The sequence below is a fragment of the Shinella granuli genome, assembly GCF_004341885.1.
GTDB classification, from domain to species: Bacteria; Pseudomonadota; Alphaproteobacteria; order Rhizobiales; family Rhizobiaceae; genus Shinella; species Shinella granuli.
Genome location: NZ_SLVX01000001.1, coordinates 577,263 through 590,052 on the forward strand (window position 1 = coordinate 577,263; position 12,790 = coordinate 590,052).

General features: G+C 65.9%; 15 protein-coding genes. 7 read left to right on the top strand and 8 right to left on the bottom strand.

Going from position 1 to position 12,790, the window contains the following annotated elements; genetic code table 11:
* Positions 1 to 35 precede the first annotated feature (35 nt).
* The 5 genes from EV665_RS02710 to EV665_RS02730 all read right to left on the bottom strand — a co-directional run bounded on the left by EV665_RS02710 (position 36) and on the right by EV665_RS02730 (position 3,724).
* Complete coding sequence (locus EV665_RS02710) at positions 36 to 1,130, bottom strand: methylenetetrahydrofolate reductase (protein ID WP_064330371.1); 1,095 nt, start codon at positions 1,128 to 1,130, stop codon at positions 36 to 38.
* Positions 1,131 to 1,133: 3 nt separating this feature from the next.
* Positions 1,134 to 1,718 (bottom strand): methylenetetrahydrofolate reductase C-terminal domain-containing protein, encoded by a 585-nt coding sequence (locus EV665_RS02715; RefSeq protein WP_133032982.1) that lies wholly within the window; start codon positions 1,716 to 1,718, stop codon positions 1,134 to 1,136.
* A complete protein-coding gene (locus tag EV665_RS02720) occupies positions 1,711 to 2,013 on the bottom strand; it encodes a virulence factor (protein WP_133032983.1) in 303 nt (100 codons plus the stop codon). The genes EV665_RS02715 and EV665_RS02720 overlap by 8 nt, the downstream gene beginning before the upstream one ends.
* Before the next feature lie 110 nt (positions 2,014 to 2,123).
* The gene (locus EV665_RS02725) at positions 2,124 to 2,891 is read right to left on the bottom strand and encodes a formyl transferase (protein WP_162852948.1); all 768 of its coding nucleotides are present in this window, start codon (positions 2,889 to 2,891) and stop codon (positions 2,124 to 2,126) included.
* Positions 2,892 to 3,133: 242 nt separating this feature from the next.
* Positions 3,134 to 3,724 (bottom strand): DUF1638 domain-containing protein, encoded by a 591-nt coding sequence (locus EV665_RS02730; RefSeq protein ID WP_133032985.1) that lies wholly within the window; start codon positions 3,722 to 3,724, stop codon positions 3,134 to 3,136.
* 92 nt (positions 3,725 to 3,816) lie between these two features.
* On the opposite strand from EV665_RS02730, the gene EV665_RS02735 reads away from it, so the two are divergent.
* A complete protein-coding gene (locus EV665_RS02735) occupies positions 3,817 to 3,951 on the top strand; it encodes an entericidin domain-containing protein (protein ID WP_244769674.1) in 135 nt (44 codons plus the stop codon).
* 51 nt (positions 3,952 to 4,002) lie between these two features.
* On the opposite strand, the gene EV665_RS02740 is transcribed toward EV665_RS02735, so the two are convergent.
* Positions 4,003 to 4,698 (bottom strand): corrinoid protein, encoded by a 696-nt coding sequence (locus EV665_RS02740; protein ID WP_064330367.1) that lies wholly within the window; start codon positions 4,696 to 4,698, stop codon positions 4,003 to 4,005.
* 368 nt (positions 4,699 to 5,066) lie between these two features.
* Here EV665_RS02740 and EV665_RS02745 point away from each other — a divergent pair, with 368 nt between their 5' ends.
* The 5 genes from EV665_RS02745 to EV665_RS02765 all read left to right on the top strand — a co-directional run bounded on the left by EV665_RS02745 (position 5,067) and on the right by EV665_RS02765 (position 10,949).
* Positions 5,067 to 6,638, top strand: coding sequence for a trimethylamine methyltransferase family protein (locus EV665_RS02745; protein ID WP_133032986.1), 1,572 nt, complete (start codon positions 5,067 to 5,069; stop codon positions 6,636 to 6,638).
* 107 nt (positions 6,639 to 6,745) lie between these two features.
* Positions 6,746 to 7,438, top strand: coding sequence for a 4Fe-4S dicluster domain-containing protein (locus EV665_RS02750; RefSeq protein WP_133032987.1), 693 nt, complete (start codon positions 6,746 to 6,748; stop codon positions 7,436 to 7,438).
* A gap of 53 nt (positions 7,439 to 7,491) precedes the next feature.
* Positions 7,492 to 8,244: a phosphodiester glycosidase family protein gene (locus EV665_RS02755; RefSeq protein ID WP_064330364.1), complete on the top strand. Its 753-nt coding sequence runs from the start codon at positions 7,492 to 7,494 to the stop codon at positions 8,242 to 8,244.
* An 81-nt stretch (positions 8,245 to 8,325) separates the two neighbouring features.
* Complete coding sequence (locus EV665_RS02760) at positions 8,326 to 8,847, top strand: RNA polymerase sigma factor (protein ID WP_133032988.1); 522 nt, start codon at positions 8,326 to 8,328, stop codon at positions 8,845 to 8,847.
* A 14-nt stretch (positions 8,848 to 8,861) separates the two neighbouring features.
* Positions 8,862 to 10,949, top strand: a complete 2,088-nt coding sequence (locus EV665_RS02765) for a YfbK domain-containing protein (protein WP_133032989.1) — start codon at positions 8,862 to 8,864, stop codon at positions 10,947 to 10,949.
* A gap of 145 nt (positions 10,950 to 11,094) precedes the next feature.
* Here the strand turns inward: EV665_RS02765 and EV665_RS02770 are convergent, their stop codons facing one another.
* Positions 11,095 to 11,394: a hypothetical protein gene (locus EV665_RS02770; RefSeq protein ID WP_133032990.1), complete on the bottom strand. Its 300-nt coding sequence runs from the start codon at positions 11,392 to 11,394 to the stop codon at positions 11,095 to 11,097.
* 97 nt (positions 11,395 to 11,491) lie between these two features.
* Between EV665_RS02770 and EV665_RS02775 the strand changes: the two genes are divergently transcribed.
* Positions 11,492 to 12,376: a LysR family transcriptional regulator gene (locus EV665_RS02775; RefSeq protein ID WP_133032991.1), complete on the top strand. Its 885-nt coding sequence runs from the start codon at positions 11,492 to 11,494 to the stop codon at positions 12,374 to 12,376.
* Here EV665_RS02775 and EV665_RS02780 read toward each other — a convergent pair.
* Positions 12,361 to 12,708 (bottom strand): hypothetical protein, encoded by a 348-nt coding sequence (locus EV665_RS02780; protein ID WP_133032992.1) that lies wholly within the window; start codon positions 12,706 to 12,708, stop codon positions 12,361 to 12,363. The genes EV665_RS02775 and EV665_RS02780 overlap by 16 nt on opposite strands.
* Positions 12,709 to 12,790: the final 82 nt, after the last annotated feature.

A 12,790-nucleotide genomic window follows, 5' to 3' on the forward strand; every position in this document is an offset into this window, starting at 1 on the left:
TACAAGCGGCATGCCCGGCGGCGGCCGGCATGGGATCAATGGGGGTGATGGGCGGCGGTCTCGGCCATCTGCTGCTGGTTCTGTTCGACGCCCTGGCGGGTCCTTTCGATGCGTTCGGCGACGAGCTGGTCGACCGGGTTCGGCTCGCGCTTCCAGGGCTGGCGGCCCTTCAGCACGCCGGAATCATGCACGATCTCCGCGACATATTCTTCCTGCCGGTAGGCCATGACGTGAATGCCGGAAACGCCCTCGATCTCCTTCACCTCGTTGATGATGTCGATGCAGAGCTGCTTGCCTTCCTTCTTTTGGTCCTGGGCGCCCTCAAGCCGCGCGATGACGGAATCGGGAATGTGGATGCCCGGCACGTTGGAGCGGATCCACTTCGCCGTCTTGGCCGAGGCCATGGGGCCGACGCCGACGAGGATGTAGCATTTCTCGTGCAGGCCGAGGTCGCGCACCTTCTTCATGTATTCGCGGAACATCGGCACGTCGAAGCAGTACTGGCTCTGCACGAACTGCGCGCCGGCCTCGATCTTCTTGGCGAGGCGATAGGGGCGGAAGTCGTAGGGCGGGGCGAAGGGGTTGATCGCCGCGCCGAGGAAGACCTTCGGCGGCGTCGTCAGCTTGCGGCCGGAGAGGAACTTCGAATTGTCGCGCATGATGCGCACGGTTTCGAGCAGCGACATGCAGTCGAGGTCGAAGACAGGCTTTGCGCCGGGCTGGTCGCCGGCCTGCACGCCGTCGCCGGTCAGGCACATGATGTTGCACACGCCCATGGCCGCGCCGCCGAGGACGTCGCCCTGGATGGCGATGCGGTTCTTGTCGCGGCAGGCGATCTGCATGATCGGCGCATAGCCCATGCGGGTGAGCAGCGCGCAGATGCCGACGGAGGACATGTGGCAGTTGGCGCCCGACGCGTCGACCGCGTTGATGCCGTCCACCCAGCCGTCGAAGATCGCGGCGCGCTCGTAGACGTCTTCCGGATTGGCGCTGTCGGGCGGGTTGAGTTCCGTCGTGACGGCGAATTCGCCGCGGCGCAGCACGCGCTCCAGCCGGCCGAGCGAGGAATGGCCGGGCAGGGGATCGAGCGGCAGATGGGGGCCGAGCGGGTTTTCATCGATATGCGCCATGGATCAGGCGTCCTTTCCGGCAGCGGCGGCTTCCCTGGCGGCGGCGGCCTCTGCCGTCACGCGCAGCCAGGAGGAGGTTTCGCGCAGCGACTGGTTCACCGGTTTCTGCACGTTCATGATGGCATCCCCCTTCGCCATGTTCTGCGATCCCTTCCAGGCCTGGACCCAGACGCAGGGCATGTCCGGCTCCACTTCGCAATTGCCGTTGGCGCGAACGCCGCCGCAGGGGCCGTTGCGAAGCTGCTTGGGACAGTTCATCGGGCAGGACATGCCCGTCGACGACAGCGCGCACTGGCCGCACATGCGACAGTCGAAGAGAAAACCCTTCACATGGCGCTCGACGAAGGTGATCGGCCGCTCGACGCGCTGGTAGCCGAGAAGCTTCCAGACCGGGTGCAGCAGCAGGAAGCCCTGGGCGAAGCGGTGGTAGAACCATTCGAAGAAGCGGGAATGGCGCACGGCCCACAGGCGGACGGTGTATTTGTGCCGGGCCCGGCGGCTCGGCGAGACGCCGGCCGGCGTGAAGGCGCCGGTGGCGGCCTTCTTGGCGGGGGCGGCATTGCCCGGTTTCTGGACGGTGTCAGCCATTGTCGCGGCCTCCGGCCTTGACGAGGGCGACGAGCCGCTCGCGGTCATAGGCGGCTTCCAGCTCGGTTGCGGCCCTGTCGGCTTCCGCCTCCAGGTCGTCGGAGACCGGAACGGGATCGGCCTTGCGCCATTCGGCGAGGTAGTCGTCCGTTTCGGCCGCGCCGGTGCGCATGGCGCACATGTCGATCGCCTCGGTGAAGCGCAGCGACAGTTCCCGCTTGGCGCTCGTGCGGCCCTTCTTGATGATGACCTGGGCGGGGATGTCGCGCCAGTAGACGATGATGCGGTCTGCCATGTCGAAAATTCTCCTCGCGCTGACAATGCGATCTTGCCGCGTCGCGGGCTTCACCCGCCACGACTGCCCCATGCTCAAAAACGACGCGGGATTCGACTATACAGAAGCTTTTACCAGATGCCGCGGGTCACGCCGTTCCAGAGCCAGGTCCAGATCGGCGGATGATACCATTGCCGCGAGGGCGCCGCTATTTTCAAGGGCTTGAGATTGCCGGCCGCCGCATCGCGCATCGCCTCGACGATGATGCCGGTCGAGGCCGCCGTCTGGAGCAGCGGATAGGTGTGCATCGTGTCGCGTTTGGAAGGTTTGACGCGCTGCTGGTAGAGGACGTGGCCGGTGTCGACGCCCGGATCGACGAGGTGCACGGTGCCGCCGAAATTCTCCTCGTCGCGCTCGATGCGCGACCAGTAGCCGCCCTGCAGGCCGCGATATTGCGGGTTGATGCCGGCGTGGAAGTTGAGGACGGGACAGGGGGTCGCGGCAAGCGTTTGCGCCTTCATGATGCGGCAGCTCACGAGAAGCAGCGCGACCGGCCGGATTTCTCCAAGCGCCGTCAGCAGTTCGGGACTGTTGGCCGAGGGGACGGCGATGCGGCGGATTGCCGGGTCCACCGAGGGGTTTGCACCGAATTCCTCAAGGATTTCCGCGGCGCGTTTCGTGGTGAAGCGCTTGCCGTATCGGGAGACGACCATGGTGGCGAGCTGGCCGAGGGCCTGCACCCAGCCGAGTTTTTTCGCCCGCCGCCGGATGAACAGCTTTTGCGATTCGGGCTGTTCCTCGATGACGACGAGGTTCGGGAAAGCGGCCTTGAGGGCGTTGACGACGATTTCCGGGTTGGGGCCGGGCTGGATCAGAATGGCGATGGTCGGTGCCGTCATCGAGGAGCCTATGCATTTGCGTCCGCCCCTCATCCGGCTGCCGCCACCTTCTCCCCGCAAGCGGGGAGAAGGAAATGCCGCGTCGGTTTCCTCGATCATGACCGGTTCGTCGGGCACGTTCCCTCTCCCCGCTTGCGGGGAGAGGGTTAGGGTGAGGGGCAATTTCGGCCGACACTGTCGCGCGCGGAGTTTATCGCCGTCTTAAGGGGAGGGGGGATCCTGCCGGATTGGATAACGCTTCCTTACCGCGCGCGCAAAAGCTCGCCCGTCAGGTCGCCATAGCCGGTAAAGCGATATTCGTAGGTGAGGCCGAGATAGTCCGCCGCCTCCTTCGCCTTCTGCTGCAGGCCCTCGTCCTCGACCTGCGAGAGATAGACGAGCTTGGTGTAGTTGCCGAAATACATGTCCTTCAGCTGCGGGTAGCGGTCGAGGCCGAGCGGCTCGATGACGAAGGCGCGGAACTGGCGGGCGAGGAAATCGGTGAGGAAGAAGGAGGTGACGTCGTCGTCCTTGGCCGCAAAGGCCTCGTTGCCGGCGAAGAAGGAATAACAGTGCGGGCCGGCGATGCGCTCGACGCCCTCGCGCTCGCAGAGCCGGTCGAGAAGGCCCCCGGTGCCGCAATCCGCATAGCCGACGAAGATGCGCGAAAACCCCTCGGCGCGCGCTTCGGCGATCGCCTGTTCCACGCCGGGGGTAATCTTTTCCGGATGGGCGTGCCAGATGGCGGGAAGACAGAGAAGGTCGATATGGGAAAGACCGTTCGCTTCGCGGATGGCGATGACCTCGCGGGCGATGGCGCCGCAGGCGATGACGCGAACCTTTTCCGCGTTCATGCGTTCACCGGTGGGACTTCCATCCCGAAGTTCTGCGTCAACCACATCCATGAAAAGGGACTCCAATCATGACTGGGACGAACCTGACCCGTATGACCATCGTTCTCGCCGCCCTCCTGGCGCTCAGCGCCTGCGGCAACACCATTCGCGGCATGGGTCGGGATACGGCCAATGCCGTGGATGCGACGCAGGCCGCCGGCCAGGATATCGACAACGCCGCAAACTAAAGGTCGTCAGCGGACGGCGCCGATTCAAGACCGGCGCCGTCGAGTTCAATATCAGCCGGCAAGCATGTTGTGCTTGCGCTTCATGAATTCCTTGGCGGTTTCCACGGCCACGGCCGCATCGCGGCAGTAGGCATCGGCGCCGACGGCCTTGCCGAATTCCTCGTTCAGCGGCGCGCCGCCGACGAGAACGACGTAGTCGTCGCGCAGGCCCTTTTCCTTCATCGTGTCGATGACGACCTTCATATAGGGCATGGTGGTCGTCAGCAGGGCCGACATGCCGAGGATGTCCGGCTGCTCGCGCTCGATGGCTTCGAGATAGTTCTCGACCGGGTTGTTGATGCCGAGGTCGATGACGTCGAAGCCGGCGCCTTCCATCATCATGCCGACGAGGTTCTTGCCGATGTCGTGGATGTCGCCCTTGACGGTGCCGATGACCATCTTGCCCTGCTTCGGCGCGCCGGTGGCGGCGAGCAGCGGGCGCAGGATCGCCATGCCGGCCTTCATCGCATTGGCCGAGAGCAGAACTTCCGGCACGAAGAGGATGCCGTCGCGGAAATCGACGCCGACGATGCGCATGCCTTCGACGAGGGCCTGGGTCAGGACGTCGTAAGGGGCCCAGCCACGCTCGAGCAGGATGTTGGTTCCTTCCTCGATTTCCTCCTTCAGGCCGTCGTAGAGGTCGTCGTGCATCTGCTGCACGAGCTCTTCGTCGGAGAGATCGGCGAGAATGATTTCGTCGTCAGACATTGTGTTTCCTCGTCTCCAGTGGCGCTGCGGCGGCAGGCTCTCACCACAAGGAATAACCTTCCTCTTGCGCGAACCTGATTTTGAAAGCGACGTCGCATATGGTGAAAAGCGACCAGCCTCCCACTTCTTGCATGCATAGCCGGTAAAGCCGTGAATTGACAGTGCAAACACGTGAATGCCGCTACGCTGCCCGTCGCAAACCCGCTATAGTTCCGGGCAAGCCGGTATCCCGCGTGCGCCACCGCTTGGCGCATTGAGAACCGCCCCGCCCCGGCGGCTTGCTAGCATAGAAAGAAAGGCGCGTTCGGGCGCCGGAAGAACAAGGCCCGCGGTGCTTTCGGCACCGGGATAACAAGGAAAGACGGATCATGAGCGAGGACATTCAGCAGGTGGCAAGCGAGGGTGGTGGTCGCCGCTCGCGTGAGGGGCGCGGCGCGGCCGCGCGGCGTGCCTCGCGCACGGGGGGCGGTCCGGGCCCGTCGCTGCCCTACATCACCCGCAAGATCAAGGAATACGAGGTCCTCGACGAGGAAGGCCTGCAGCTCATCGAGGCGAATGCCGACCGGGTGCTGGAGGAGATCGGCATCGAGTTCCGCGAGGATCCGGAAGCGCTCCAGCTCTGGAAGGAAGCCGGCGCCGACGTCAAGGGCGAGCGCGTGCACTTTCCGAAGGGCCTTTGCCGCGAGCTCCTGAAGACCGCGCCGTCCAGCTTCACCTGGCATGCCCGCAATCCCGAGCGCAGCGTGCATATCGGCGGCAAGGCCACCGTCTTCGTGCCGGTCTATGGCCCGCCCTTCGTGCGCGACCTCGAAGGCAACCGCCGCTATGCGACGATCGAGGATTTCCGCAATTTCGTGAAGCTCGCCTATATGGCGCCGTCCATGCATTCTTCCGGCGGCACGGTCTGCGAGCCGGTGGACGTTCCGGTGAACAAGCGTCACCTGGACATGGTCTACAGCCACATCAAATATTCCGACAAGCCGTTCATGGGCTCGGTCACCGCACCGGAACGCGCGGAAGACTCGATCGCCATGGCCAAGATCGTCTTCGGCGACGCGTTCGTCGAAAACAACACGGTCATGATGAACCTCATCAACGCCAACTCGCCGATGGTCTTCGACGAGACCATGGTGGGCGCGCTGAAGGTCTATGCGCGGCACAACCAGGCGTGCGTCGTCTCGCCGTTCATCCTGTCGGGCGCGATGAGCCCCGTGACGGTCGCCGGCACGCTGACGCAGATCCTTGCCGAGGTTCTCGCCGGTGCCTCCTTCACCCAGCTTATCCGCAAGGGTGCGCCGGTATTGTTCGGCACCTTCGCCGCCTCGATCTCCATGCAGTCGGGCGCGCCGACCTTCGGCTCGCCCGAGCCTTCGCTCGTTTCCTACGGCGCGGCGCAGCTTGCCCGCCGTCTCGGCATTCCGTTCCGGACCGGCGGTTCGCTCTGCGGCTCGAAGATCCCGGATGCGCAGGCTGCCCACGAATCGGCCAACACGCTGAACATGACGCTGCTCGCCGGCACGAACTTCGTGCTGCATGCGGCCGGCTGGCTGGAAGGCGGCCTCGTCGCCTCCTACGAAAAGTTCATGATCGATCAGGACCAGCTCGGCATGCAGCAGAAGTTCGCCGAGGGCATCGACCTTTCGGAGAATGCCCAGGCGCTCGACGCGATCCGCGAGGTCGGCCCGGGCAGCCACTATCTCGGCTGCGCCCATACCCAGGCCAACTTCCAGACCGCCTTCTACCGCTCGCCGCTCGCCGACAACAACTCGTTCGAGCAGTGGGAGATCGAGGGCCAGAAGCGCATCGAGGACCGCGCCAACGCGCTCTGCCGCACTTGGCTGGAGAGCTACGAGGCGCCCTATCTCGACCCGGCGATCGACGAGGCGCTGCTCGCCTACGTCAAGAGCCGCAAGGACTCGATGCCGGACGCCTTCACCTGAAAGGGTCCCGATCGCGCCAGGGAGCAAGGCGGAGCAACGCGGGTGGCGGACATGATCCAGAAGGAAGTCTGGCGTCCCCACTATGAACTCAAGGGGGACGTGACCCGGTGAGGGGGCGTCGCCCCGATCTCGATACGATCCGTGCGGCTCTCAAGCCGCACGGTCTTTTTTTGCGCGGCACCGTCGATTTGTCCGGAGACGAGACGGCACCAGACCTTGCGGATGGCCGCCCTGCGGCCGGCGTCGTGCTCGTCGGCAATATCGGCAGCTCGATCTGGCCGGCCTTTTCGCGCTGGCGGGCCGAACAGGCGGATCGCGGCGGCCCGGACCCGCTCGACGCCTGGTCGAAAGAGGTCATCCAGGCCGTCGCCGCGGCGGCCGGCGCGACCGCCTGGTTTCCCTCCGATCCGCCCTGGCAGCCGTTCCAGCGCTGGGCCATGCGGGCGGAAGGCCTGAAGGCATCGCCGCTCGGCATCCTCATCCATCCCGTCTACGGCCTCTGGCACGGCTATCGCGGTGCGCTCGGCTTTTCGACGCCGATCGCGGACGCCCCCCTGCACACTGCGCCGCACCCCTGTGCGCACTGTCCCGACAAGCCGTGCCTGGCGGCCTGTCCCGCCGGTGCCGTCCGTCTCGACATGTTCGACGTGCCCGCCTGCCGGGCGCATCTGCGCATGCCGGCGGGGCAGGGCGGCTGCATGGTCGCCGGCTGCCTTTCCCGCGCGGCCTGTCCCGTGGGGGCGGCCTATCGTTACGACGAGGCCCAGCTTCGCTTTCACATGGCGGCGCTGTCGCTTTGATCTTTTGTCGGGCCTGCTGCTAAATTCGCCGCATTGCCGGCGGAGCCAGGGGCATGCGCGTCCTTCTGTTCCTCTTTCTTCTTCTTGCCGCCCTGACCCTGCGGAGCATTGCCATGGCCGAACCGCCGAAATGTACCGAGATCGAGCATCTCTCGGGCCGCTACACCGTCTGCACATTCGACCCGGCGCAAGAGACGATCCGGCTCTTCGGTGCGGCCACGCTCGTCAGCCGCGGCGCGCGCTATGACCAGCTCAACACCCATCTCCTGCGCAACGGGCAGCACATGACCTTCGCCATGAACGGCGGCATGTATCACCCCGATTACGGGCCGGTCGGCCTTCTGGTGGAAGGGGGGCGGGAGGCCGGCGCGCTCAACCGGGGCGATGCGTTCGGCAATTTCTTCCTCAAGCCGAACGGCGTGTTCTGGGTTGGCGAGGGCAGGGCCGGCGTGATGGAGACGGAGGCTTTCGCCAGGGCAGGGCTTTCGCCGCGTGAGGCGACGCAATCCGGGCCGATGCTGGTCATCGACGGGAACATCCATCCGCGGTTCCTTGCCGACGGCACGAGCCTGCAGATCCGCAACGGGGTCGGCAGCCTTCCCGACGGGCGGATCGCCTTCGTCATCTCGAACGATCCCGTCCGGTTCCACGACTTCGCGACGCTCTTCCGGGACCGGCTGCACAGCCGCAACGCGCTTTTCCTCGATGGCAGCATTTCCAGCCTCTACGCCCCGGAAATCCGGCGCCACGACCGGGATGCCGTGATGGGCACCATCATCGCCGTCGTGAAAAATCTGCCCTGGTGAGAAATTTTTTCGGAAGGGCACCCAAGGATCGCGGCCCGACGCACGTCTGAAAGGACAGTGCACAGCAATCGGGATGGACCCGTGGAAACAGAACTCGTCGAAAAGGCGGCATCGGGCGACAGGCAGGCTTTCGCCGCGCTTGTCGAAAGCCGCTATGATTTCATCCATGCCGTTGCCTGGCGATGGTGCGGCGACCGGCAGGACGCCGAGGACGTGGCGCAGGAGGTCTGCATACGCCTTGCAAGCGCCATCCGCGGCTTCAAGGGCGCGAGCCGCTTCGGTACCTGGCTCTATACGGTGACGCTGAATGCCGCGCGCGACCAGCTGCGCAAGCGGCGCCGGGCCGAATGGCGCGACGCTGCCTATCTGCGCGAACAGGCGGTGCTCGACGGCACCCCCGCGGAGGACGGCAACGAGGAACTCTGGCAGGCGGTGCGCCAGTTGCCCGACAAGCAGCGCGACGCGGTGCTTTTGATCTACGCCGAAGGCCTCAGCCATGCGGCCGCGGCCGATGTGCTCGGCTGCGCCGAAACGACGATTTCCTGGCATGTGCACGAGGCCCGCAAGCGCCTGAAGGTGCTCTTGCGCGATGCGGCCGCGTGACGGAAGGACAGACGATGAGCGATCTCGACCTCGAAAAACTCGCCCGCGACAGGGCGCCGGCCGCCGACCCCGCGGCCCGTGCCCGTGCGCTCGCCGCCGCCATGGAGGCGTTCGACGGCGCGGAAAAAAATGCTGCCAGCTCCCAAGGATCGTCCGCAGGCGGGCGTCAAAGCTCCATCTTCAACCGGATATGGAGCCCCATCATGAACCGCAGACTTCTCGCCGGCTCGGCCCTTGCCACGCTGCTCGTCGTGCCTGTCGCCGGCCTCGTGACCTATGAACTGGTGAACAACGGCACGGTGCCGCTCACCGTGACGACGGAGGTCGCCGAAACGTCCGGCGACCAGGATCTGCGCACCCGCCAGCAGGAGGCCAAGAAGACCACGCCGAACGCCGGCGCGCTTTCCGAGGCCCTGCAAAGCGGCGAGGCCCGGGACGGCAGCGCAAGGCAGGCGACCGGGGCGGAGGCGAAAGCGGAGGCCGCGCAGCCGACCGACATGCTGGCTGCCGAGCCTGTACCGCTTGCCGAGAGCCGGGAAGAGGAGGCCCTCGCGGCCGCGCCGGATTCCTTTGCGCTGGGCGGGGCGGTCGCCACGCAGCCGCTGAGCCGCGCCATCACGCAGCCCTCCGCGACGGCGGACGCCATCGCGATGCCCGTGCCCGCGGAGGACCGCGAGCGTTTCGCCTCGGCCGATCCCAACCCGGTGAAGAGCGTCGCCACCGATCCGGTCTCGACCTTCTCCGCCGATGTCGACACGGCGTCCTATTCCTATGTGCGCCGCGCGCTGCTCGGCGGCAGCCTGCCGGACCGGGAGGCCGTTCGGGTGGAGGAACTGGTCAACTATTTCCCCTATGACTGGAAGGGGCCGGAGACGGCGGAAAAGCCGTTCAACGCCACCGTCACCGTCCTGCCGACGCCGTGGAACAAGGACACCGAGCTGCTGCATATCGGCATCAAGGGGTTCGAGACCGCGGCGACGGCGCAGCCCGCGGCCAACCTCGTCTTCCTCATCGACGTTTCCGGCTCGATGGACGCGCCGGACAAGCTGCCGCTCCTGAAGGGCGCCTTCCGCCTGCTGGTCGGCAAGCTGAAGGACACGGACACCGTCTCCATCGTCACCTATGCCGGCAATGCCGGCGTGGTGCTGGAGCCGACCGCGGTGAAGGACCGGCAGAAGATCCTCGACGCCATCGACACGCTGCAGCCGGGCGGCTCGACGGCAGGCGCGGAGGGAATCGAGGCGGCCTACCGGCTGGCTGAAAAAGCCTTCAAGACGGATGGCGTCAACCGCGTCATGCTGGCGACGGACGGCGATTTCAACGTCGGCCCCGCAAACGACGATGACCTGAAGCGCATCATCGAGGAGCGGCGCAAGAGCGGCATCTTCCTCTCCGTGCTCGGCTTCGGCCGCGGCAACTACAATGACGGCATGATGCAGACGCTGGCGCAGAACGGCAACGGCACGGCCGCCTATATCGACACGCTGGCCGAGGCGCAGAAGACGCTGGTGGAGGAGGCGGGCGCCTCGCTCTTCCCCATCGCCAAGGACGTCAAGTTCCAGATCGAGTTCAATCCCGAGCGCATCGCCGAATACCGCCTGATCGGCTATGAGACCCGCGTGCTCAACCGCGAGGATTTCAACAACGACAAGGTGGATGCGGGCGACATCGGCTCCGGCCACCGGGTGACGGCGATCTACGAGGTGACGCCGAAGGGCAGCCCCGCCGTGCTGAACGATCCGCTGCGCTACGGCAAGGAGAACGCCGCAGCGGCGCCTGTGGCCGAGAGCGGCGAGCTCGCCTTCCTGAAGATGCGCTGGAAGAAGCCGGATGGCGAGACGAGCGAACTCGCCACCCTGCCGGTGACCGATGCCGATGCCGTCGCCGACGTGAACGCCGCTGCGCCGGATGTGCGCTTCTCCGTCGCCGTCGCCGCCTTCGGCCAGAAGCTGAAGGGCGTGAGCGCCCTGCAGGACTATGCCTATGGCTCGATCCTCGGCCTTGCGGAAGCGGCGAAGGGCAACGACCCCTTCGGCTATCGCGCGGAGTTCCTGAAGCTCGTCCAGCTCGCCGGCGGCCTTTCCGGCGAGAAGGCGGAATAGGGCAGGCCGCCTTGCCCCTGGCCCGCCGGACCTTGTCCTCGCGGGTAGAGGCAATCGGTACTCCCTTTGCCCCCGGCCCTCAAGGGGAGAGGGCCGGCAGGCCAGAGGGGGGATCTCGCCATATGCCGCAAGCCGAAGGAACGACCTACGCGGCAGGCTTTTCCTTCACATTGTGAATGTTGCTTGCGGAAGCGGGCGCGGCATCGCCGTCGCCCCGCCTGCGGGGAGAAGGCGGCGGCAGCCGGATGAGGGGCGCGGTCCAGCGGCGCTCCCTGACCTGTGGCAGCAGGGCATAGCCGCGCTCGCTGCCTTCGACCAAGGTCAGCCCCACATCGCGCAGCAGCCGTATATCCCGCCGCGCAACGAGCAGCCGCAAGGCCTCCCGCTCCGCCTGCCTGCGGCGAAACCGCATCCATTGTTCCAAGAGTTTTGCGATGATTCCCATGGCCTTGCCTTCCCTTTCAGGACAAAGCCAAGCAAAACCGTAGACATTTCACAAACGAATAGCGATTATGGCAGGCATCAGGAAAAGCGATGGCGTCATGTACCCACCTCTCGAAAGCGACCTGCTCCGCATCTTCGTTGCCGTCGCCCAGGCCGGCAATGTCACCCATGCCGCCGAAAGGCTTGGGCGAACGCAGTCGGCGATCAGCATGCAGGTGCGCAAGCTGGAGGACTCGGTGGGCGCGACGCTCTTCGAGCGCGGCCCGCGCGGCGTCGCCCTGACGCGGGAGGGCCAGCGGCTGCTGCCCTATGCGCGGCGCATCGTCGGGCTCGTCGACGAGACCACGGCGGCGATGCGCACGGTGCCGCTGGACGGGCCGGTGCGCGTCGGCATCCCCGAGGAATACAACCAGACGGTCCTGCCCAATGCGCTGGCCGCCTTCGCGGAAATCCATCCGGATACCGAGGTGACGGTGCTGTGCGGCTACACCGCCCAGCAGATGGCAGCGCTTGAGGCCGACGAACTGGACCTTGCCATCATCTTCGACTGGTGCGACGGGGTTTCCGGCGAGCTTCTGGCGATCGATCCGACGGTCTGGGTCACCTCCGTGGCGCACAACCGGCATCTGGAGCGCCCCATGCCGATCGCCGTCTACTGGCGTTCGAGCTGGTGCCGGGACTTTGCCCTGCGCTCGCTGGAGCGGCACGCGATCCCCTACCGCATCGCCTATACCTGCGACACCAGCGGCGGGCTGCGCTCGGCGGTGGCAAGCGGGCTTGCCGTCGCGCCGCTCTCCCGCAGCAACATCCCGCCCGGCACGCGCGAGCTGACCGCGGCGGACGGCTTCCCGCCGATCGATTCCTCCCGCGTCGTGCTGAAGCGCAATCCGCGGCGCGGCGGGCCGACGATCGACGGCATGGCCGACATGATCCGCAAATCCTTCGGCCCGCTGGCGGTGCCGGCGGATCAGGCCTTCGGATAGGCCTTTTCAAGGCCACCGGAGCGGGTGAGGCCCGCGCGGAAGGCGGCATGGGCGGCATGCTGGCTGGAGCGGGCCGCCTCGGTCAGCCGCATCTGCAGGCGTGCCGGCGCCGTCTCGCCCAGCCATTCGCCGAGCCTTTCCAGCTTCAGGGAATTGAGGAAACGGGCGGCGGCGGCGCGGTCGAGATACAGGTCGAGGCCTTCGAGCAGGTTCTCGTCCTGCTTGGGATTTTCCATCAGGAGGCGCAGATAGGCTTGGTCGGCTTCGCCGAGGGCAGCCAGCTTGTCGGCCACGGTCTCCCGGTCGGGAAAGGCTGCAAGATCGGCGCTCATGATCGTCTCCCAAGAATCGTTCTGACTTCTATTTCTAACGCAATTCCGGACGCAAGACCGCTGCGCACTCTTGCTGGAATTG

What these genes read in the sequence shown, in the direction of transcription:
- EV665_RS02770 (WP_133032990.1), bottom strand. Translation starts at nt 11,394, where the DNA reads ATGGGAATCATCGCAAAACTCTTGGAACAATGGATGCGGTTTCGCCGC.
- EV665_RS02775 (WP_133032991.1), top strand. Translation starts at nt 11,492, where the DNA reads ATGTACCCACCTCTCGAAAGCGACCTGCTCCGCATCTTCGTTGCCGTC.
- EV665_RS02725 (WP_162852948.1), bottom strand. Translation starts at nt 2,891, where the DNA reads ATGACGGCACCGACCATCGCCATTCTGATCCAGCCCGGCCCCAACCCG.
- EV665_RS02730 (WP_133032985.1), bottom strand. Translation starts at nt 3,724, where the DNA reads ATGAACGCGGAAAAGGTTCGCGTCATCGCCTGCGGCGCCATCGCCCGC.
- EV665_RS02715 (WP_133032982.1), bottom strand. Translation starts at nt 1,718, where the DNA reads ATGGCTGACACCGTCCAGAAACCGGGCAATGCCGCCCCCGCCAAGAAG.
- EV665_RS02765 (WP_133032989.1), top strand. Translation starts at nt 8,862, where the DNA reads ATGAGCGATCTCGACCTCGAAAAACTCGCCCGCGACAGGGCGCCGGCC.
- EV665_RS02755 (WP_064330364.1), top strand. Translation starts at nt 7,492, where the DNA reads ATGCGCGTCCTTCTGTTCCTCTTTCTTCTTCTTGCCGCCCTGACCCTG.
- EV665_RS02780 (WP_133032992.1), bottom strand. Translation starts at nt 12,708, where the DNA reads ATGAGCGCCGATCTTGCAGCCTTTCCCGACCGGGAGACCGTGGCCGAC.
- EV665_RS02745 (WP_133032986.1), top strand. Translation starts at nt 5,067, where the DNA reads ATGAGCGAGGACATTCAGCAGGTGGCAAGCGAGGGTGGTGGTCGCCGC.
- EV665_RS02740 (WP_064330367.1), bottom strand. Translation starts at nt 4,698, where the DNA reads ATGTCTGACGACGAAATCATTCTCGCCGATCTCTCCGACGAAGAGCTC.
- EV665_RS02710 (WP_064330371.1), bottom strand. Translation starts at nt 1,130, where the DNA reads ATGGCGCATATCGATGAAAACCCGCTCGGCCCCCATCTGCCGCTCGAT.
- EV665_RS02735 (WP_244769674.1), top strand. Translation starts at nt 3,817, where the DNA reads ATGACCATCGTTCTCGCCGCCCTCCTGGCGCTCAGCGCCTGCGGCAAC.
- EV665_RS02720 (WP_133032983.1), bottom strand. Translation starts at nt 2,013, where the DNA reads ATGGCAGACCGCATCATCGTCTACTGGCGCGACATCCCCGCCCAGGTC.